Below are 19,752 nucleotides of genomic sequence, written 5' to 3'. Positions count from 1 at the left end.
GTAAGGCATTCCTTCATGGATCCCAGCAAAGTCCGAAGCTCCCGCAATTCCAAGGACTGACGCTTGACGGGGAGAGCCGTGTGAGCGGTTATGTGCCCTTGGGTTTGCGGGAGCGGGGACTTCGTGCGGCCGGTTGGTCCGCAGGGACGGGGAACGTCCAGGACCGACGACCGTAAGCAGGGGGTAAAGGCACTACGTCACCACTACGGGACAAGCAGGAAGAACTCCCGATACTGTCCGGCCCTGTTCTCGTCGGTGGTAACAATCAGGAGAGTGTCCTTCTGGTTGTTACACTGCGAGTTGACTCCGGGGTCGATGTAGATGCTGCCGGGATATCCACCTGTGCTCAGCGTGGCGACCGGCGTGATTTCTGTGACGTCTAGCCGGGAGTCCTCGAACTGGACACAGAAACGGCCCAGAGCCGGAGCTTTTGTAACCGACTTGATTCCCTTTCCCCGGATGATGCTGCCGTCGGCGGCGATCAGTGCGGATGCTTGAGCGTATGGGGCGTTCACCCTCGACGGTGCGGCGATGGCCGCGACTGCGGCACTGCCCAGAGCCGTTGTCGCAGCGACACAGAGTGCCGCTCCCGCCAAGGTGACCGCGCGCATCTTTTTATTCTTGAACACCCGAATTTCCTCTCTTCGTCAGCCACTTCCCAACGATCTTCGGGGAAGACGAATGGAATCTACATGAGCGCGGACGCACTGATGGGCGCGGCGGCGGCGCAGGGCGATTCGAGTGAATAAGTGTTCCAGATGATTGCATATTTCGAGCAGTGCAAAATAATCTTGTTATAGTCGTTGCCGTGCCGCCGACAATCGAGCGAATTGCTTTTCGCGCATCAATGGGAAGTGTATGTAAGATAGCGCTTTGTCCGCACAAAGAAAGATTTTCGCTCTTAACATGCTAAAGGCGCCCCTCCGAAGAGAGGCGCCTCATTCTTTGGGCTGGGATGGCCGCAGATCGGCGGGGGGTTGAGCTCGGCGACGTCTCTCAATTTCCAAGCAGATGAATGCCGTCGTGCCGGCGTACGGCCGGCGGATGATCCTGGCGCATGGCGTCGAGGACGCGGATGGCGAATGCCTCGGATGCGAGTTCTTGGACCTCGTCCGCGGTGACCCAGCGGAACGCGCGGGCTTCGTCGGTTTCGGTGAGGTGGCCGCCGATGACCTTGCAGCGGAAGACGAGGGCGACGATGCCGTGGGTCATGTTCTTGTAGACGCCGGTCAGGGTGACGGGCTCGACGTGTAGGCCGGTCTCTTCGTGGATCTCTCGGAGGAGGCCGGTGGTGATGTCCTCGTCGCGTTCGAGGACTCCGCCGGGTGCTTCCCAGTGGCCGTTGTCTCGGCGCTGGGTGAGGAGTGCGCGGCCCTGGTCGTCGATGATCACGCCTGCCACGCTGACGGAGTGCTGCGTGTCGTGGTGATCCATCGGATGTCCTCCGGGGCTGCTGATCACTATTCTCGGACTGCGGTACCCGTGTGTACGAGTTGAGGAGTTGGTCGTGGCCGAGCTGCCGTTTCCGGACTTGGACCCGACCAGCGATCGGGCCGTCTTCCGGCAGATCGCCGATCACATCAGGTAGGCGATCGAGCGGGGCACTCTTGCAAGATCACCGAGGAGTGGCCCTCTGTGGAGGTCACCGGACTGCTCGGGGTCAGCTCGAAAGATCATGTGATCGTCCGGTCGCGCCGGTATCTGATCAACGATCAGCCGGTGGAGACGGCCGTGTCGTACATCCCGGCGGAGACCGCGCGGGACACGCGGATCGCACAGCCGGACAGCGGTCCGGGCGGGATCTACGCTTACGGCGCGGACGCCGCTCCGGCCGGGATCAGGATGTCGCCGGTCCAGGTCGAGTGACTGTGCCAAGCGCGCGCTTGCCTGCCCGGATCGCGTCGGGGGCTGGACGTTCACCAGGCCGAAGGGCAAGGGCAAACGGTCCATCGCTCTGCTCCTCCCTTGATCGTTCTTCTCAAGCTCCACAAGGAGTCTCAGAGGCTCGAACGAGAGGCGGCGGGGGCCAGGTGGCGGGACTGGGATCTCGTGTGGTGCACGCCGGACGGAAGCCCGATCGATCCGGGGAGGACTGGAAGGAACTCCTGCGACTCGCCGAGATCGACAAGGACGTCCGTGTTCGCGACGCGCGCCATACCGCCGCGACGCTCCTGCTCGAACAGGGGGTGGGCATCCGGGTGATTCAGGCGGTCCTCGGCCACTCCCGGCTGACCACGATCAAGCGGTACACCCACATCACGGAGACGCTCGCCGAGGCGGCGGGCCGGATGGGACGGGCGCTGTGGGACGGCTGGCGGCAACGGACCGGTAATAACCGAAACCGGGCAGGCTTCCCGATCATGGAAAAGGGAAGCCTGCCCAGCTCATTGGGGTAGGGCGCCTGGGACTCGAACCCAGAACCTACGGTTATGCCGAACGAAGTCCGGAGTACTCCAGGGTGCTCCGGACTTCTGCTGTTTAGCCAGGTCAGAAGGCAGATTCGAGCGATGGGCATTGGAGGTTAGTGGGGTCCGATGTCACCTGTTCCACCCCCTTCTGTTGACGAAATGTTGACTCGCTGGATCTCTAAAAAGGGTTACTGATCAGGGGAAAGATGCGCGGGTCTGAGAGGGCGCTGCGGTCATCTCCTGACCGGTCACCACAAGGGACATCAGGCCGACTCCACCAGGTCAAGCCGTCATCGTGCGAGCAAGACAATCAGCGAACGGGCAAGCTCACCGGGAGCAGGTACACGCGAGTGACGGCATGACCTGGCGTGTCCGGTCCGGTATGGCTACACCTGTGCCCGGCAAGGAGATGACCGCAGCGCCCCTAGGTAGTAGCTGATGCTCGCGGAAGAGTTGTTACTTGATCTTTTACGCGGCCGGAGATCAGAAAGAGCAAAGCTCCCCAGGAGAGCAATTTGCCGACTTTCGCCGGGTCGTCCTAGCGAAAGAAATTTTTCTCGTTTCGGACGCATGGCAGCTATCTATGCCTTATGGTCACCCTTGTCCTCGGATGATCACTCCTGTGGAGGGTGAGAGTGCTGCTCATCTCAGCCGGTCTCGTTGTTGTGGCGATATTGATGCTGATCTTCGGATTCGTTGGAGATGCTCCCAACCTCATTTTTGTTTCTTTGGGCACGAGTACTGTATCTGCAGTCTTCCTAGTGATGGCAGCATGGCTGCGTAGAAACGAATTTTTCCCAGTAGCATCACCGGCGAGTGAACTTAGCCTTGAAAAGCAGTTGTCGGTTCTTGCTGAGAGCCTTTCTCGTGATGCGCGCAAGCTATCTGAGCTTGAGTCCGCCATATTGGCACGTGCTGCAATGGCCGAACGCCTAAGAGTAGAAGCTGAGCAGAATAATAAGCATGCCATCGAAAGCCGAGAGTATGCTAAAGCTCAACAAAGAGCGGCTGATGCAGTGGATGAGCTGCTTAAACTTCAGACAAGTAACTTAGTTAGTTACTTTATGCGAGGACAACGTAAGGGCCAGATCACCTATCTCCTTCTTGGGGCGATACTGGGCGGCGTGATCGGTGTCGGTCTTCAAGAATTAGTTGATATCATTCAAGGTTAGGCGACATGATCCATCGATCCAAACAGGAGTAGCGTCACCGGGTGCTTCGCGACGTAAGGAGTAAGGGGGCGCAGGTTCAAACCTTAGCGCTCCACAAGTCGTCAGATCTGACCTTGAAGACCTACCCTGGTCATGCCTCTTGGTTTGTCTTGGTGACACACGGCCGACCGTGGAGGCCCGAAGGCCCTTCGCTCGTTGAGCGGGGGGCCTTCACCTTGCCGGAGGATCCTCGCTCTCGCGACGGGCAACGAACGTTCCCTTGCCCATGACTGTGTAGACCTCGCCCGACTCCAGAAGTGCATTGATCACTCTGCGGGCTGTCCCCTTGGAGATGTCGAACTCATCGGCCATGCGAGGTTCGCCCGGAATCGGGCTACCTGGCTGATACTCGCCGTCCTTGATGCGTCGCCGTATCTCCTCAAGAACAGCTTGCCATTTGAGCTGATCAGGCCGGAATTCGATCATGACACAAGGCTAGGTAGCCGAACGGCGCTTGTCGTTACCAGAGGTACCCAGTGGTACCTATAGGAACCTCTAGGAATGACTAGGAAGGTTGGGTAATCTCGATCCCGTCACCAAGGCAGACGGGAGAGGCCAGTGAACTCACGCATCTTCGATCAGAACGCGATCACTGACGGCGCGATCACCGAGAGGAAGGCCAAGGAACAAGCGGAAGCCCTTGAGGACGTCATGGGGCTTCTCGCTGACAACGGCATCCGATCCATGATCGTTCTGACGATCAAGCTTGATGTGAACCTTCGGACAACCCATCAGTTCCGCACCTACCGGCCAACCGAGTTGGTTGTGTTCTACTCCGGACGGCACGCAGCCACCGTGACCACGACTGGTGGCCGGTCGGTCTCCTATGTCGTCAAGTCTCCCCACCGTGAAGGGGAAGAGTCTGCGATCAAGATCAACGATCTGAACAGTCCTGGGACTGTCGCGGCCTTGCTCGCCGAGATCCTTCGGGGCATCACGTCGTGAGCATCCAGGGTGTTCGCCGCCCTATGGCGTGTGCGGACTGGTTGCCTCATTGGTGCGGCAACTCATCCTGTGTCGCCAGTTGCGGAGACCTGCATTGCACCGTGTGTCACCCTGCCCCCGAACCCTGGCCGTGCATCCGTGCCCGTGTCGATGAAGGGCTAGGGATCAAGCGCCCTCAGGGCACGCTCGCCATACAGCTACTACCACCCGTCTAACCCACTCCCACAACCCAAAGAACCCCCCGGTCTGAACCGGGGGGTTCTTCTTTCCTCGGTCAGGCCGCTACGTCCACCAGGACCTCAAGGGTCATGTCCGAGTCGTCAGAAGTCGGGGCCTGGAAGATGACCGGAGGGACAGCCTTGGTTCCCAGGGGGCGAACCTCAGCCTTGCTGACATCGACCGTCGCGGCAGGCTCAAGCCTGACCGCCTTCACGGGCTCATTGGCCTTGCTGGCACCACTCAGGAGAGCCTGAAGGGCCTCCACAGCGGACAGGCCGGATGGCTTGACCTCAGGCTTGATCTCTTCCTTCGGGGCCTCCATGAGAGCCCTCAGGGCCTCCACAGCAGAGGGAACGGGAGACTTGTCCTCTTCCTTCGGGGCTTCCGTGATCGGGGCCTTGAGGCTCTCGGCAAGAGCCTTCTCCTCTTCCGTCTCAGTCCACCAGTCCTCATCGGCCATGAGGTCAACAGTAGGAACCACTTCAGTAAGTTTGGTCAGGACAGAGGCCGTCTTGGTCTCCTCCGTCTCGACTTCGGTAACTTCGGTCTCCTCGTCCGGGGTAGCCGTCTCGGGAACGTAGCGGTAGAACCTCGGGGGCCTGCCACCCGTGGACTTACCCGTGACGATCTCCACCGTGGGCAGACCCGTAACAAGGGCCTCCATCTCGGCCTTCTTCATCCCGAACTTCCGGTACAGGTCCCCAGCGGGAACGCCATCCTCACCGGCCTGCCGAACGAACGCCTCAATGCGCTTCTCCAGGGGAAGGGAAGCCCCCGCTTCGGTCACGTCGGGGCTGAGGAACTGAACTGTCTCAGCCATGTACGTGACCAGGCCGACAGCGGCATCAAGGTCCTGGGGAGCGATCTCGTCACGCTGGTCAGCGAGAGCGTAGAGGGCAGCGATCCTCATAGCCTGATCGGTGCCACGGGCAGCGAACTGTTCCATAGCCTCACGGCCGATCGTCAGAGACTCGATGGCCTCACAGAGCTGGTCATCCCAGAGCCTCAGAGCCTCACCCGACAGGGTGACCTCTTCCGTGTTCCTGGCGAACAGGACAGCGGCCTTGAGAGCGGCAGCGAGAGGCTTGATGAGGTGAGACCACTCGGTTGCCGAGATCTGGTCAGAGAGCTTGATCCTCTTGGACCGCTCGACATAGAGCGGCAGGAAGCGGTTCAAGGTGCCGCCTGCCTTGTCGGCTTTGCCGACAGAGGTACCCCACTCGGTGGGGGTCACGTTGCCGATGATGGCCACGTGGGGAGCATCGACGTGGATCACGGCTTCCTTGGTCCGGTTGCTGACGGACGCACCTTCCCAGGACCTACGCAGGGCCTTGCCCATGTTCTTGTACCGTGCCGAGACCTTGAGGAGGTCTGCGAACTCCTCTTCCAGCATGAGAGCCGTACCGCCCATGTCCGCCAGAGTGGACACGTAGGCAGGTCCCGACTGAGGGCATCCCTCAAGGATGTTGCCCTTAGTCCAGTCGGGCAGGGCAGTACGGAGGACATCGAGAGCCGCACGGGTAGCCGTGCCCTTCCGTCCGAGCCCGGTGTTCCCGACAAGGACAGACCAGACCGTGAGCGTCTGAGACTGAGTGCCGAAGCAGACGTTAGGAAGGTTGCCCACAGCAGCGGAGAACGCGCTGAGAAGGCTCCCCAGGATGCCCACCGAGTCGGCCTCACTGTAGGGGGCTAGTGCCCTGACGGTGCTTCCTAGGACGCCAGAGAAGACGATGGGAGAGACCTGGGGACGGGTGTTGACGGACATGGCTTTGATAGCCTTCCTGTGTCGGGCCTCACCAGATGTCAGAGACGCCAATCCATGCGTCTGGTGGGGCCTGCTTCATGTCTCGGCTGAGGAGAGTCAGCCGTTTGAGCGTTTGAGCGCTTCCCGCTCACACTCACGTTTCTTCGTTCGGTCCTGCCGCCGCGCCTACCGTCGCGCATCCGTCTGTGCCGAACACCCAGGAAAGTACCATTCCGAGACTTTAGTGTCAAGCCGACTAAAGAAACTAAGCCTCAATTGGAGCTGCTTTAATAATCGTTTCTTCCCTCACAAAGGGTGGGGGGTACCCCCTAATTCATTAATGGCTGACCCCGGCGGTGGGGCCTCCTTTTTTTGCGCGCAAATCTGGGAAGTTTTCGCAGGTCAGAGGCATGCATGAGGCGGGCCGGCGGCCCTCCACTGAAGGCTCAAGCGAATCAATCTCTCTGGCCCCTCGGATCGACTCATCTACTAAACAAAAAAAGCCCCCCAGGCCGGATGAGGAGCCTAAGGGGACGATTTAAGGGTTACGGGGCAACGGAAGCAATAACGAGGGCTTCAGGTCGGGTGACCTTCGCTCCCGCAACGTGCAGACCACGCACGACGTGAGCAAACTTGGTGGGGTGACGGAAAGACTCAAGGGAAAGTAGGTTCTGACCCCAGGTCGTTGCCACAGGGCTACCAACGATCATCTCAACGTCTGTAGGCAGGTGAGGCGTAACCGCAATGGTGAACCCTGCCAGAGAGCCGATAACGCCGTTCTGAATGGGAATTTCGCTCCCGTAGCTGGAAGCAATAAACCTGTCGTGCTTGAGCATCGCTGCCTTGATCTCAGGCTTGACGACAGCGAACCGCTTCCGAAGGGGAACGTCAACGTTGTCTAGGATGACGCCATAATCAACCAGGGTATCAAAGACATCATCAGTACCTACCGTGAAAGTCTTCTTATTCGCGGTGAGAGCACCAGCGACCATCCTTGAACCAACGTAAGAGTCAGCGGCTACCCGTAGGGCCTGAATGGATTCCTCAGTAGCCTTATAGATCAGATCCGATCCACTCGCAGACTGAACACGGTCAACATCATCCACCGCAAAAGCGAACGCCTTTCCATGGTCAATCGCAAGAATCATCTCGTCGGTATCAAGTAGCTGAGCGTTAACGTCAGCATTACGACTGTAGGTCACAACGGTAGGCCGATTAAGACTGTTGATGTGAACTTGGTCGCCAGGCGCACGAATGTCGCCCTCGTAGTCATTGTTAACGCATACAGGGGATGCAAGAACTAGCTCTTCCTGAAGGGGTACCATAAGCTCAGCAGCCCAAATTTCAGGAATGAAAGTACTAACAGGGGTATTGCCTGATGCCGGGAATAGTGCCATGTTGCGATCTCCTATCTATGAGACATGTATGTGTTAATGATTAGGCGTTGGTGTTGCAGGTGTAACCGATAGGCGCGTAAATCAGTTCAAGGCCAAGCGCCGGGTTAATGATTAGGTCTCGACCGTGAAGGGCATTGAACTGATCAACCTTGATGAACGACTCCAGAGTCTCAAGGTCGTAGGACTCAAGGTCGATTTCGGTCGCGATGTTGTATGACATGGATTGATCTCTCTCGGTAGTTGGCAAAAGAAAAAGGAGCGGAACCGGAGTTCCGCTCCTCACCCGTTTACTATGTCACGTCTACTTATCGCAGGTCAGACCTATTTTCGAGCACAGAACCCACAAGGCTCTCTTAGGTCCTGCACCTTTCCGCACCGACTACAGCGCCCGTAACGGGCGTTGCCGTTCTCCCGGACCCGTTGTGCGTATTTGCGCTTCTGCTTCCGGTGAGCTGCCTGCTTACAGGTGTCTCCGCAGTACGTAGACCAAGCGCCGCCCTGTCCTATAAGGATTTTCTCGGTGAACATGCGCCTACAGTTACCACATCGGATCTTTGCTTTCCGGAACTTCGGTGGCCCGCTCACGCCGACTTCCTAATTCCAAGAGTCTTCCTGAGGGCATTAGCGCGGAAGAGATTTCCACCAGAACCGTTCTTACAGACAGGGCAGAACACTGCCCTACCGTCCGGTGCAATCGTGGCGCTGGCATTCCTGTCATCATGACCGGGGATAGGGCATTTGATTGAAGCCCAACGGTATGGAGTCTCAGAACAGCGGACATCAATACCGACTTCCAAGAGAATCGGAACCACGAGATCACCCCGGTATCCGCCTACCCGTTGGGGCTTCTCCTCTGGCTTCAAGCGCACCGGCCGTGCCACACGAGCAAAGCTCTCAACCAACCGGCGCAACTCCAACCGGCCTCGCTGACGGGCGTAGTCGTTCACATCCATGCCTGTCGGCATAACGAAAGAACTGAACCCTTCCAAGTCGCGTTCAATGCTCCGCAGCATCGTCTTACCGGCGTCATCGCCATCGGCGAGCACGATCACCCGCTTACCGTCCAGCAAGGCCGCGTAGTCCCGTCTCCAAGCTGACGCACCGGGAAGGCCGCAAGCTTCCGTATGTCCCGCGAGAGATGACTTACGACGCTCTCCGACGCGTCCAAGGGCGTCCCAGACAGTCATGGTGTCGATCTGACCTTCGGTCACGATCACCAGATCCACCAAAGGATGTGAAACGCTTTGAGCGTTGAATAGCCAAGGATGCCCGCGAATCCATCTATAGCGCGGGCTGGCATCTTCCGACATGTATCGGAAGAGATCACCAACCCAACCCCCATTGGAGTTAAGCGCTGGAATCACCAGCGCGTTAGCAATGGGATTGAATGAAAGATCAAACCGATAGACAGCGTCCGGGGTGAGGCCCCGACTGATCAGGTATTCATCAAGATTCACTTATCAAAACCCTTCTTTAGCTCATCCCGAACACGTTCGGGCTTCAGGATGAGAGAAGGAGGGGGAAGGATATCCCCTAACTTTCTCCATCCAGAGCAGCACGAAGTGACTGCGATCAAAACCTAATGATTGAAAGCCTCCCAATAGGCCGCCCCCGAAAGGGCAGCCCATTGGATGAGGTGCCAGCCCCACGGCTGGCCGCAACAAGGATTGCAACAATGATTTGATTGGTCGCCCTCAGGGCAACCCAACCCATAGCTATATAAGAATAGAGAGGAAGAGGAGTCATCCCAGATCAGAGCTATAGATCAGTCCAGGATTCCCGGACTGATCGGTCCAGGATTCTAGGACTCATGTAACCTCTGGGTCGTCAAGTTCACTGCGGCATAGCCGGGATCATACGTTCGATGCATCGGACACATGGAACCTCGCTTTACGTTCCGCGCCCAGAACTCGCGCGGCAGCCAAATACAGGTTTCACCGCCTCCAGAGAGGGCCAGCCCAGATTTCCTCAGCTTGTTAATTGTGGCGTATACCGTGGACCGTGAGGCAGGCTTACGAGTGCCGTCCGCCTGCTCCTTTGCAAGGATTTCCTGAAGCTCACCGTCTTTGAAGATGGCATGTCCTGTATTGTTTGCCCGCGATATTGCGGCCATGAGGAGACGAGTCTCCAGGGACAGGGAGTATCCCCATTTAGCGACACTGCCCGCATACCCCTGATAGACCTTGCCCCACTGGTATTCAGGTATGGGCATCGCTAGTCGTCACCCTGGACTTCCTCCAAGAGCAAGTCAATGATGAAACCACCGTCAGGTGATTCTGCGTCACCTACTATGAATTGACCAGTAACTTGCGCATTGACGGGTACGTAGGCCATCGCTTGCGCGACCACATCGGGATCAGCATCCCCACTCCGTGCAACTTCTGTGAGGACCGCATTCCCCAATTCAACCTTGGTGACCTGAACACCCTCGACATCAAAGACGAGAGTCCTGCCCTCGTTCACTTCAATTTCAGACATGCCAATGCCCCTCAAGCCGCTTTCTGCTTCTCAATCCATTTCCCGAAATCAGCCGGATCACATCGGAGTTGCTGACCGATTCGGATGAACGGCAGGCCCCACGCTCGCCAGTTGTCATAAATGCGACTCTTTGGGATTCCCAGGTAATCCGCTATCTGATCCACATTCCAAAGCCGATCGCTCAAAGCAGTCGTCCTCTCGCTCAAGGGGCAGGCGCAAGCGTCTGCCCCTACTAATCAACGGGGTACAGAACGCGCGTCTTGTGTTCGCGGACAGGGCCAACTCTTGGTTGGGTCTCCTCCGGGGAACCGCCTGCGTGCGAGAGGTAGTTAAGGCCGTCCTCCATGGCCTGTCCTTCTGGTGGCACACGCCGAGCGGTGCGAACCGGACACCACCAGACACTACATCTTCGGGACCTTTCGCAACATCCCGAAGTAGTGTTAACCTGATCACATGTTCGAATCACAGGCCAACCCAGGAGATCCCCCCAGCCCATCGGAGGGGAGGTATCGCGCTCAGGCCGACATGGGCCCATGGCAAGTCGTGGCGCTCTGGGAGCCAAACGCAGCGGGAGACGGTCCAACAGAACTGGTCATCAGAGCACGCCCTGACGTGACGCCGGAAGAGCTGGCACGTGGGATCACCACGAGCGTCCTCCGGGACATCCCTCTGACAACTCTCATGGCGGAGAAGAAGAAGACTACTTCCGCTTACGGAGCGGGCTATAAGGCCGGACAGGAAACTCGCTGCGCTATCAAACGAATCAAGCTCATGGTCGAGGAACAACCGCGCCCAGGGGGCGCAGGAAGACCAGATCGCTTCTTCGCACTTGTGGCGCGTGCGTACGCCAACCACGCTCGCTACGGCAAGGGCAGCCCCATCCCTTGGTTGGCTGAACAGACCGGTGCGGACAGGCGCACGGCCGAGAACTGGGTCCGACAGGCCCGCAAGCGCGGCTTGCTCACCGATCCCACGCCAGGAGTCGGTGGGGGCGAACTCACCGAGAAGGCCAAGGGCCTGCTTGCAGGTGATCAAGAGCGGTCCGGCTGACCGCACTACAGACCTCGGGGGACAAGGAAACAGATGCTCAGAAAGGAAGTGGTGTGGCATCGATCGACAGGGTCACCCTCAAGACCCTCAAAAACGGCAAACCTCAGTACAGCTACCGTGTGATGTGGCGTGCCCCTGACGGCAAGCAGAAGGCCAAGACGTTCCGGCTCAAGAAGGAGGCCGAAGCCTTCCGCGCCGAGGTCGAGACCAGCAAGAACAAGGGGGTCTACATCGACCCCCACGCGGGCAAGGTGCTGTTCCGCGACTACGCGGACAAGTGGCTTGGGGCCAAGAAGACCACGAAGAAGCTCGGAACGGCCATCACCTACACCAGTCACCTGGACCGGCACATCCTTCCCCAGTTCGGGGATCAGCCCATCGCGTCCATCACGCGTAGCGATGTGCAGGACTGGGTGAACAGCCTCACCGAAACCAAGGCGCTCGCGCCCCGGACGATTCAGACGGCCTATCGCGTCGTCGCGTCCATCTTCCGGCGCGCGGTGGCAGATGACCGTATCGGCCGCAGTCCATGCCGGGACATCGAACGGCCCGAGGTGGTCAAGAAGGAGGTCGAACCGCTTGAGGCGGAGGAGGTTCTAGCGCTCGCAACGGCGATGCCCGCGCAGTACAAGGCGCTCATCATCGCGGCGGCCGGAACGGGCATGCGCTGGTCGGAACTGGCAGGGCTCACAGTGGACCGAGTGGACTTCCTTCGCCGGACAGTGAAGGTGGATCGTCAGTTGGCCAGAACCCCGAAGGCTGACGGCGATGTGTTCATCCCGCCCAAGACCAAAGCCAGCAACCGAGTCATCCCGCTTCCTCAGACCGTCGTAGACGCTCTGGCAGCTCACCTGAAGGAGTTCGGAGAGGGAACCGAACGGCTGATCTTCACGAGCCCGACGGGATCACCGCTGAACTACAAGAACTTCCGAGCACGAACCTGGGTAAAGACCCTGGAGAACATGGAGGATGCCCCAGAAGAGGCCACGTTCCACACGCTTCGGCACACCTACGCAAGCCTGCTGATCCACGCGGGGGAGTCCCCCAAGGTGATCCAGGAACGGCTGGGGCACGCGAGCATCACCGAGACCATGGACACGTACGGGCACCTGTACGACTCCGCAGACGAGACCACCCGCGCGGCCATCGATGCCGCGTTCGCTCCGCAGGATGTTGACGAAACGTTGATTCCTGGCATGCAGGACGGCCCCGCAGGGGTGGCCGTCTAGCTTGTTTTGCCTGGTCAGCAGGCATTTTTGAGTAGGGCGCCTGGGACTCGAACCCAGAACCTACGGATTAAAAGTCCGCAGCTCTAACCATTGAGCTAACGCCCCGCAGGTGACAGCGTACCGAGGATAGTGTCCACTAACGTCCGTCGCCAGGCCCATTCGCGGTCACCTGTTTGCGGAACGGCAGGTGAAGGGCGGGAGCGGCTCCTAGAGTGGCGGGCATGACGAGCTCGGGGCTTGAGCCCGCCCGCAGTGCACATGTCTCCACGCGGCAAGGGTATGTCGTGGTCGACGTGGAGACCACGGGTTTCTCGCCCTCCAGGGGCGACCGGATCTGCGAGATAGCGCTCATCTCGCTGAACGCCCAGGGCGAGACCGTCGACGAGTGGCACTCGCTGGTCGATCCGAGGCGCGGCACCGGGGCCGTGCATGTCCACGGCATCACCGGCGCGATGGTCGCGGGCGCGCCGGTGATCGAGGAGTTGCTGGACGAGGTCTGGCAGCGGATCGCCGGCCGGGTCCTGGTGGCCCACAACGCCTCCTTCGACCTGCGCTTCCTGCGGCACCTGCCCGGCAGCGAGTGGGTGACCGAGACCCTGTGCACGCAGCGGCTGGCACCGGGCTTCATCCCCGACGGCAGGTGGACGCTCGCCGCCTGCTGCGAGCGCGCGGGTATCCCGCTCCTCGGAGCCCACGCCGCGCTGGCCGACGCCCGCGCCACCGCCGAGCTGCTCCGGTTCTACCTGCGCACGGGAGTCTCCTGGGCGGAGAAGCTGGAGCGGGCGGCTCAGGCCCCCGAGTGGCGCCCCAGCGGCCTGCCCCAGCGCCACCCCCGCCGGAGGTAGCCCGAGCAGGCCGGACACGGGCAGGGCGTACGTCAGGGCCCTGTGGGACCTTCAGCGGTAGGCGGGGATGCCGGTCAGCGCCTCACCGAGCACGAGCGTGTGGATCTCCTGGGTGCCCTCGTAGGTCAGCACGCTCTCCAGGTTGTTCATGTGCCGGATCACCGGATACTCCAGCGTGATGCCGTTGCCGCCCAGGATGGAGCGTGCCTGGCGGGCGATGTCCAGGGCGGCGCGGACGTTGGCGAGCTTGCCGAAGCTGACCTGGCGGGGGGTGAGGGTCCCCGCGTCCTTGAGGCGGCCCAGATGGAGCGCGGTGAGCTGTGACTGTCCCACCCCGACGTACATCCAGGCGAGCTTCTCCTGGGTCAGCTGGAAGCCGCCGATGGGCCTGCCGAACTGGATACGGGAGGTGGAGTAGTCGACCGCGGACTCCAGGCAGGCACGGGCGGCCCCCACCACGCCCCACAGGATGCCGAAGCGCGCCTCGGACAGGCAGGACAGCGGGCCCTTCAGGCCGCGCACCCCGGGCAGTACGGCGGAGGCGGGCAGGCGGACGTCGTCGAAGTAGAGCGACGAGGTCACCGAGGCCCGCAGGGACATCTTCCGGTGGATCTCCGGGGCGGTGAAGCCAGGGGTGTCCGCGGGCACCACGAAGCCGCGGACGCCGTCCTCGGTCTGCGCCCAGACCACCGCGACGTCGGCGATCGAGCCGTTGGTGATCCACATCTTGGCGCCGTTGAGTATCCAGTCGCCCGAGGGGTCCAGCTTGGCGTGGGTGCGCATGCCGGCCGGGTCGGAGCCGTGGTCGGGCTCGGTCAGGCCGAAGCAGCCGATCGCCTCGCCCGCGGCCATCCGGGGCAGCCACTCGTCCTTCTGCTCGGCGGAGCCGTACTTCCAGATCGGGAACATCGCGAGCGAGCCCTGCACGGAGACGAACGACCGCAGTCCGGAGTCTCCCGCCTCCAGCTCGCGGCAGGCCACCCCGTACGAGACGGCGTCGAGGCCCGCGCAGCCGTACCCCTGAAGGTGCATGCCCAGCACGCCGAGCGAGCCGAGCGCCGGGGCGAGTTCGCGGGCGGGGAAGGTGGCCTCCTCGAACCAGTCGCCGATATGAGGAAGCACCCGGTCCGCGACGAAGTCCCGCACGGTGTCGCGGATGAGTCGCTGCTCCTCGGAGAGCGTGTCGTCGATACGCAGGAGGTCGTCCATGGGTTTTCCTCTCTGTTCGGCCCTGTCAGGGTATTGCCGGGCCGAACAGGGTGGATGTCAGGGTTGCGCCAGGGGAAGTCCCGATGTGATGAGGACCCGCCACGGGGCAGTCTTAATACATGAACGAAAACGACTTTTCCGGCGTCAAGCAGCTCCGCAGAACCAGGGACGGGCGCATCATCGCCGGTGTGGCCTCCGGCCTCGGACGCTACATCGGGGTGGACCCCAACATCATCCGCGCGGCCCTCGCCGTCGCCACCTTCTTCGGTGGTCTCGGGGTGGCGGTCTACGCGATCGGCTGGGTGCTCCTGCCCGAGGAGAACAAGGACAGGTCGGTCCTCCAGGACCTGATCGACAAGAACAAGGACAACCCGATCTGGGTGGACGCCAAGACCAAGGCCGAGCAGGGCTGGGCCAAGGCCACCAGCCAGCACCGCGCTCCGCACCAGCAGGCCCCCGAGTATCCCCCCTACCAGGCTCCCCAGCCCCCTTCGGCCCCGTACGGCACGGTGCCGCCGCGTAGCGACGACCCCCGCACCCAGGGGTGAGTCAGGAGTTCGCCTCGGCGCGAACCCTCTCGATGATCTCCCTGCGGGATGCCCTCCAGAGCACGGCCAGCGCGGCCGCCACGGCGAGTCCGGTCGCGCCGGCCAGTGCCACCACCATCTCGGGGCCGAGGTGGTCGGCCGCGGCCCCGCCTACCAGGATCCCGACGCCCTGGGAGGCCAGCAGGCCCGACTGGACCAGCCCGAATGCCTGTCCCCGCCGCTCGGCGGGGACGCACTGCACGAACGCGGCGTTGGCCGCGAGTTGGTAGGCCCCGCCCAGCCCCGAGACGAACCAGAGCAGCAGCACCACGGGCAGCGGCGGCCGCGCCGCGCACAGGATCAGCGGCGCGCAGGTCAGCATCGCCATCCAGCCCATCGACCGCAGCCGGTTCGACGGGCTGACGTAGCGGCTGAACAGGAACGCGCCGACGACTGTACCGGTGGGCATGGCCCCCATCAGCAGACCGGTGACCAGGGAGAGCTGCCGGGGATTTCCGGTCAGCTCACCGGCGTACGGGGCCGCGATCCCCTCGGGGAGCACGTAGAAGCCACAGAGCCAGGCGAAGAGCACCAACGTCCGTAGCCGGGGGTCGCCGAAGACCAGCCTGGCGCCGGCGCGGGTCATCGTCCACATCGAGGGCCGGCTCTCGTCGGCGGAGATGGGGGCGGGACGCCGCCGTACGCCCGAGACGATGATGAGCGCGGAGGCCAGGTAGGTCGCCGCGTCCAGGGCCAGCGCGCGGTACGGCCCCATTCCCATGATCAGGAAGCCGCCGGCGGCGAAGCCGAGCATCTGCGCGCCCTGATTGGTCATGTTCTGCAGGGCGGAGCCCGCGACGTAGCGGTCGCCCGTGAGCAGCTCCGGCAGGAGCGCCGCCCGCGCCGCCGAGAACGGCGCGCTGAGCAGCACCACGCAGAAGACCAGCGCGCACAGCATGGCGAACGAGGTGCCGGGGATCGCCATGAGCGCGACCAGGAGGGCCCTGAGCACGTCACAGACGAGCATGATGCGCCGGCGGGCGTAGCGATCGGCGAGTCCCGCGAGGAGCGGCCCGCCGATGATCGGTGGCAGGTAGGTCAGGGCATAGACCGACGCCGTGGCCAGGGGCGAGTCCGTCCGCTCGAAGACCAGGACGGACAGCGCCACCCGGGAGAGCTGGTCGCCGAGGAGGGAGAGCCCCTGGCCGATCCAGAGCGCGCGGAACTCGCCGATGGCGATGACCTCGCCGTAGGTCGCTTGGCGTTCCGCCGGACGGCGGTGCCGCCCGGGTAGTCGGCCGGACTTGGTCGCCGCCATAGGACTCCGCTGAGCTCGCAGGCACACTGACTGTGGGTGTTCACTGTGTAACCTACGGTGCCTGCTGCAGGGCCGACGCGCAACCGAAAGCAATCAAGCGCATGCAAACCGTAATGATAAGCTGTGATATTTCAGGAACGGGGGTTTTGATGTGTTGTACGGGGCTAGTTACCAGCCCAGCTCGTGCAGCCGATCATCGTCGATGCCGAAATGGTGGGCGATTTCGTGGACGACCGTTATCTGCACTTCTTCGATGACCTGCTCCTCGGTCTCGCAGATCGAGCAGATCGGCCTGCGGTAGATCTCGATCCGGTCGGGTAGCACTCCTGCGTACCAGTCGCCACGTTCGGTCAGGGGAATGCCGGTGTAAAGACCCAGGAGATCTGGTTCGGGCGGGTCGTCGACGACGACGAGCACCACGTTGTCCATCACTTTCGTCAGCTCGGGGGGAATGGTGTCCAGAGCCTCGGCCACAAGCTCCTCAAACTTCTCCCGCGAGATCTCGATCACACCTGTCATTCTGCCCCGGTGTTCCCGGGGCGAGGTGGAGGCCCATGAAATTCGCTGATTGGACCCAGAGGACCCGCCGGCTCGCCACCGGTCGCGCGGGCAGGCGGATCGCCCGCACCACGGCCGTCGCCGCCGTCGCACTGGCGGGTGCGTGGCTCGGCATCATGCTCGGCGGGGCGGTACGGTCCAATGTCGGTCCGGTGGAGCTCGGCCTGTCCGCCGAGCCCTCGTGGACCGGGGAGACCGTGTTGGATGCTCACCCTTTCGGCACACTTTTGTTCGACACGCACAACGCCCCGGTCGGCCTCCGGGTGACCCTGGAGAACATCAACCCCGACCGGGCACGCGGGTTCCTGGACGACCCCAGGCTCTCGGCCGACCGGCTCCCCGCGCTCCTGGAGGAGGAACTGGGCAACGGAGTCAGGACGCTGATCGTGCGTGCCGCCTTCTGCGGCCTGGCGGGCGCCCTGGTCACGTCCCTGATCGTCTTCCGCCGCCCAGGACCTGCCCTCGCGGGCACGCTGGGCGTCGCCGTCGCGATCGCCGGCACGGGCGCCGCCGTCGCCCTGACCTTCCGGCCGGACTCCGTGGTGGAACCCAAGTACACCGGCCTGCTGGCAGGCGCTCCGACGCTGGTCGGCGACGCCGAGTCGATCGTGACCAGGTTCGAGTCCTACCGGGTCCAGCTCGCCAAGCTCGTCAACAACGTCTCCCAGCTCTACGACGTCGTCTCCGCGCTGCCGGTCTATGACGCCGACCCCACCTCGATCCGGATACTGCACGTCTCCGACATCCACCTCAGCCCCATCGCCTGGAACCTCATCCGCTCGGTCACCACCCAGTTCAAGATCGACGCGATCATCGACACCGGCGACCTGACCGACCACGGCACCGGCCCCGAGGACAAGTTCGTCGAGGAGATCGGTACTTTCGGCGTCCCGTACGTCTTCGTCAGGGGCAACCACGACTCCATGACCACCCAGCGGGCCGTAAGCAGGCAGAAGGGCGCGGTCGTCCTCGACGACTCGGCCAAGACCGTGGCGGGGCTGCGCGTCTACGGTCTGGGCGACCCCCGGTTCACCCCCGACAAGTCCGTCTCCGTCGACTCCAACCTCGAATCCCTCGACGCGCTGGGCCGCTCCCACGCCGCAAAGCTGGCCCGGCTCCCCAAGCAGGTCGACCTGATCGCCGTCCACGACCCGACGATCGCCAAGGGGTTCTCCGGCGCGGCCCCGATGATCCTCACCGGCCACTCGCACGAGCGATCCACCGAACTGCTGCCCTCCGGCAGCCGCCTCCTGGTCCAGGGGTCCACCGGCGGCGCCGGGCTGCGAGCCCTCGAACACGACGAACCCACCCCCGTCGCGGCCTCGGTTCTGTACTTCGACGCCGACACGCACCGCCTGAGGGCCTGGGACGACATCACCCTGGGAGGGCTCGGTGAGCAGTCGGTTCAGATCCAGCGTCACGTTGAGACCGAGCCTGGCCGTACAATTTCTCCTGTGCCGACGATTACCCCGTCTCCAACGGGGTCCATCACCGTCACACCGACGCCGTAGGCCGGAAAGCCGCTTTGGCAACGGGGCAAAAGTCCCCTATGCTTCAGAGGTCTCCAGCGGAGCACGGCGAAGGAACGGGACGCGAGTCCCGAGCCCCCATCGTCTAGTGGCCTAGGACACCGCCCTTTCAAGGCGGCGACACGGGTTCGAATCCCGTTGGGGGCACCGGCAGAGCCAAGGCTCGCCAGGGAAACGGCAGGTCGAAGACCTCCGAAGAACTGGTAGGCTGGCAAAGCCAGAAAGGCCGGGGACAAAAGCCCCAGCCAAGCAAGGTCCTGTAGAGCAGTTTGGAGTGCTCGCCACCCTGTCAAGGTGGAGGTCGCGGGTTCAAGTCCCGTCAGGACCGCTCAGGTAGGTGTTCGATCCACCACCAAGGTCAGGTAGCTCAGTCGGTACGAGCGTCCGCCTGAAAAGCGGAAGGTCGGCGGTTCGACCCCGCCCCTGACCACAACAGCTGAGCAGCACAAACGCCCCGAGCCATTTATGGCCGGGGCGCTTTTTGTTGTGCTTGACGACAACGGTGACGACAACGCGCTTTTCGTTGAGGGAGCGAGTAATGGGCTGGCGGCTCTTACGACGTCGGGAGGCACGTCTGTCGGCTCAGACCGCGGTGCGCTATCTGATGGGCCGAGGGTTCATCGAGATACGCGCCACGACGCACATCGTGCGCCGGGAGTTGCAGGGTGGTGAGGACCTCAGTAGCCCGCTCAGCCGCATCGACCGGATAAGAATGATCGCCGACATCTGCCACAACCTTCCGGCCGACTTCAGGCCAGGAAGTGATCGGGAGCGAGAGCGGCGAGCGGTTGAGAGTCTGAGATTTCACTTGCGGAAGCTTGAGCCCGATGATCATGGGGCTCAATGGGTACGCACAGAGTTGGATGATCTTGGATATGACTACCTTCCCCTCCTCCCAGAGGACGTAAGGGTCCGGCTCATGCAACAGTGAACGCCTGGAACGGATGTCCCAGGCGTTCCTGTGAATCGTCCCGGGTTCGGTGGAGACTTTGATGTACCCCGGCTTTCGTGGAGTCGCTTTGGTTGACTTACATGCCTCCACCCCCTTCAGGAGAGGTCGGCATGGCAAGGAGATATCCCCCTGA

At 61.9% G+C, this 19,752-nt stretch carries 21 protein-coding genes and 4 tRNA genes; 12 read left to right on the top strand and 13 right to left on the bottom strand.

Translation table 11 applies throughout. The features are described from left to right. Positions 1-203: 203 nt before the first annotated feature. Positions 204-629: a hypothetical protein gene (locus ABT130_RS30015; RefSeq protein ID WP_350960889.1), complete on the bottom strand. Its 426-nt coding sequence runs from the start codon at positions 627-629 to the stop codon at positions 204-206. Between the two features lie 367 nt (positions 630-996). After that, positions 997-1,434, bottom strand: a complete 438-nt coding sequence (locus ABT130_RS30010) for an NUDIX hydrolase (protein WP_350960886.1) — start codon at positions 1,432-1,434, stop codon at positions 997-999. A gap of 201 nt (positions 1,435-1,635) precedes the next feature. On the opposite strand from ABT130_RS30010, the gene ABT130_RS30005 reads away from it, so the two are divergent. From ABT130_RS30005 to ABT130_RS29995, 3 genes are all read left to right on the top strand, one after another. Beyond that, entirely contained in the window at positions 1,636-1,866 is a 231-nt protein-coding gene (locus tag ABT130_RS30005; protein ID WP_350960884.1) for a UTRA domain-containing protein, read from the top strand. A 188-nt stretch (positions 1,867-2,054) separates the two neighbouring features. Next, the gene (locus ABT130_RS30000) at positions 2,055-2,396 is read left to right on the top strand and encodes a tyrosine-type recombinase/integrase (protein ID WP_350960882.1); all 342 of its coding nucleotides are present in this window, start codon (positions 2,055-2,057) and stop codon (positions 2,394-2,396) included. A gap of 647 nt (positions 2,397-3,043) precedes the next feature. Next, positions 3,044-3,580 (top strand): PRCC domain-containing protein, encoded by a 537-nt coding sequence (locus ABT130_RS29995; protein WP_350960879.1) that lies wholly within the window; start codon positions 3,044-3,046, stop codon positions 3,578-3,580. Positions 3,581-3,790: 210 nt separating this feature from the next. Here the strand turns inward: ABT130_RS29995 and ABT130_RS29990 are convergent, their stop codons facing one another. Beyond that, entirely contained in the window at positions 3,791-4,045 is a 255-nt protein-coding gene (locus ABT130_RS29990; protein ID WP_350960876.1) for a GntR family transcriptional regulator, read from the bottom strand. A 132-nt stretch (positions 4,046-4,177) separates the two neighbouring features. Here ABT130_RS29990 and ABT130_RS29985 point away from each other — a divergent pair, with 132 nt between their 5' ends. Continuing rightward, positions 4,178-4,564: a hypothetical protein gene (locus ABT130_RS29985; RefSeq protein ID WP_350960874.1), complete on the top strand. Its 387-nt coding sequence runs from the start codon at positions 4,178-4,180 to the stop codon at positions 4,562-4,564. Between the two features lie 274 nt (positions 4,565-4,838). Here ABT130_RS29985 and ABT130_RS29980 read toward each other — a convergent pair whose 3' ends face one another. The 6 genes from ABT130_RS29980 to ABT130_RS29955 form a co-directional block, all read right to left on the bottom strand. Then, entirely contained in the window at positions 4,839-6,548 is a 1,710-nt protein-coding gene (locus ABT130_RS29980) for a DUF3987 domain-containing protein (protein ID WP_350960871.1), read from the bottom strand. 524 nt (positions 6,549-7,072) lie between these two features. Further along, positions 7,073-7,924 carry a phage major capsid protein gene (locus tag ABT130_RS29975; protein WP_350960869.1) on the bottom strand — a complete coding sequence of 284 codons (852 nt, stop codon included), beginning with the start codon at positions 7,922-7,924 and terminating at the stop codon, positions 7,073-7,075. Between the two features lie 40 nt (positions 7,925-7,964). After that, complete coding sequence (locus ABT130_RS29970; RefSeq protein WP_350960867.1) at positions 7,965-8,144, bottom strand: hypothetical protein; 180 nt, start codon at positions 8,142-8,144, stop codon at positions 7,965-7,967. Between the two features lie 361 nt (positions 8,145-8,505). Beyond that, positions 8,506-9,381, bottom strand: coding sequence for a toprim domain-containing protein (locus ABT130_RS29965; protein WP_350960864.1), 876 nt, complete (start codon positions 9,379-9,381; stop codon positions 8,506-8,508). 757 nt (positions 9,382-10,138) lie between these two features. Beyond that, on the bottom strand, positions 10,139-10,402 hold the full coding sequence (locus ABT130_RS29960; RefSeq protein WP_350960861.1) for a hypothetical protein: 264 nt from the start codon (positions 10,400-10,402) through the stop codon (positions 10,139-10,141). 11 nt (positions 10,403-10,413) lie between these two features. Next, complete coding sequence (locus tag ABT130_RS29955; RefSeq protein WP_350960955.1) at positions 10,414-10,566, bottom strand: helix-turn-helix domain-containing protein; 153 nt, start codon at positions 10,564-10,566, stop codon at positions 10,414-10,416. A 517-nt stretch (positions 10,567-11,083) separates the two neighbouring features. Here ABT130_RS29955 and ABT130_RS29950 point away from each other — a divergent pair. After that, positions 11,084-11,452, top strand: a complete 369-nt coding sequence (locus ABT130_RS29950; protein ID WP_350960858.1) for a hypothetical protein — start codon at positions 11,084-11,086, stop codon at positions 11,450-11,452. A gap of 53 nt (positions 11,453-11,505) precedes the next feature. Then, positions 11,506-12,681 carry a tyrosine-type recombinase/integrase gene (locus ABT130_RS29945; RefSeq protein WP_350960855.1) on the top strand — a complete coding sequence of 392 codons (1,176 nt, stop codon included), beginning with the start codon at positions 11,506-11,508 and terminating at the stop codon, positions 12,679-12,681. Positions 12,682-12,713: 32 nt separating this feature from the next. Here the strand turns inward: ABT130_RS29945 and ABT130_RS29940 are convergent. Then, positions 12,714-12,786 (bottom strand) — tRNA-Lys (locus ABT130_RS29940). Between the two features lie 116 nt (positions 12,787-12,902). On the opposite strand from ABT130_RS29940, the gene ABT130_RS29935 reads away from it, so the two are divergent. After that, positions 12,903-13,526, top strand: coding sequence for a 3'-5' exonuclease (locus ABT130_RS29935; protein ID WP_350960852.1), 624 nt, complete (start codon positions 12,903-12,905; stop codon positions 13,524-13,526). A 51-nt stretch (positions 13,527-13,577) separates the two neighbouring features. Here the strand turns inward: ABT130_RS29935 and ABT130_RS29930 are convergent, their stop codons facing one another. Further along, positions 13,578-14,735 (bottom strand): acyl-CoA dehydrogenase family protein, encoded by a 1,158-nt coding sequence (locus tag ABT130_RS29930; RefSeq protein WP_350927698.1) that lies wholly within the window; start codon positions 14,733-14,735, stop codon positions 13,578-13,580. Between the two features lie 119 nt (positions 14,736-14,854). On the opposite strand from ABT130_RS29930, the gene ABT130_RS29925 reads away from it, so the two are divergent. Beyond that, positions 14,855-15,283 carry a PspC domain-containing protein gene (locus ABT130_RS29925; RefSeq protein WP_350927700.1) on the top strand — a complete coding sequence of 143 codons (429 nt, stop codon included), beginning with the start codon at positions 14,855-14,857 and terminating at the stop codon, positions 15,281-15,283. A 1-nt stretch (position 15,284) separates the two neighbouring features. Here ABT130_RS29925 and ABT130_RS29920 read toward each other — a convergent pair whose 3' ends face one another. Then, positions 15,285-16,580, bottom strand: a complete 1,296-nt coding sequence (locus ABT130_RS29920; RefSeq protein ID WP_350960849.1) for an MFS transporter — start codon at positions 16,578-16,580, stop codon at positions 15,285-15,287. A 168-nt stretch (positions 16,581-16,748) separates the two neighbouring features. Further along, positions 16,749-17,099 (bottom strand): metallopeptidase family protein, encoded by a 351-nt coding sequence (locus ABT130_RS29915; protein WP_211263868.1) that lies wholly within the window; start codon positions 17,097-17,099, stop codon positions 16,749-16,751. 35 nt (positions 17,100-17,134) lie between these two features. Here ABT130_RS29915 and ABT130_RS29910 point away from each other — a divergent pair, with 35 nt between their 5' ends. The 4 genes from ABT130_RS29910 (at position 17,135) to ABT130_RS29895 (ending at position 19,097) form a co-directional block, all read left to right on the top strand. Then, on the top strand, positions 17,135-18,649 hold the full coding sequence (locus ABT130_RS29910; RefSeq protein WP_350927705.1) for a metallophosphoesterase family protein: 1,515 nt from the start codon (positions 17,135-17,137) through the stop codon (positions 18,647-18,649). A gap of 92 nt (positions 18,650-18,741) precedes the next feature. Beyond that, a tRNA-Glu gene (locus ABT130_RS29905) sits at positions 18,742-18,814 on the top strand. Positions 18,815-18,920: 106 nt separating this feature from the next. Then, positions 18,921-18,995 (top strand) — tRNA-Asp (locus tag ABT130_RS29900). A gap of 28 nt (positions 18,996-19,023) precedes the next feature. Next, positions 19,024-19,097, top strand: a tRNA-Phe gene (locus ABT130_RS29895). The last annotated feature ends 655 nt before the right edge of the window (positions 19,098-19,752 follow it).

The organism is Streptosporangium sp. NPDC001681, assembly GCF_040298085.1.
Classification (GTDB): Bacteria; Actinomycetota; Actinomycetes; order Streptosporangiales; family Streptosporangiaceae; genus Streptosporangium.
This window is presented reverse-complemented; position numbering and strand designations above follow the sequence as displayed.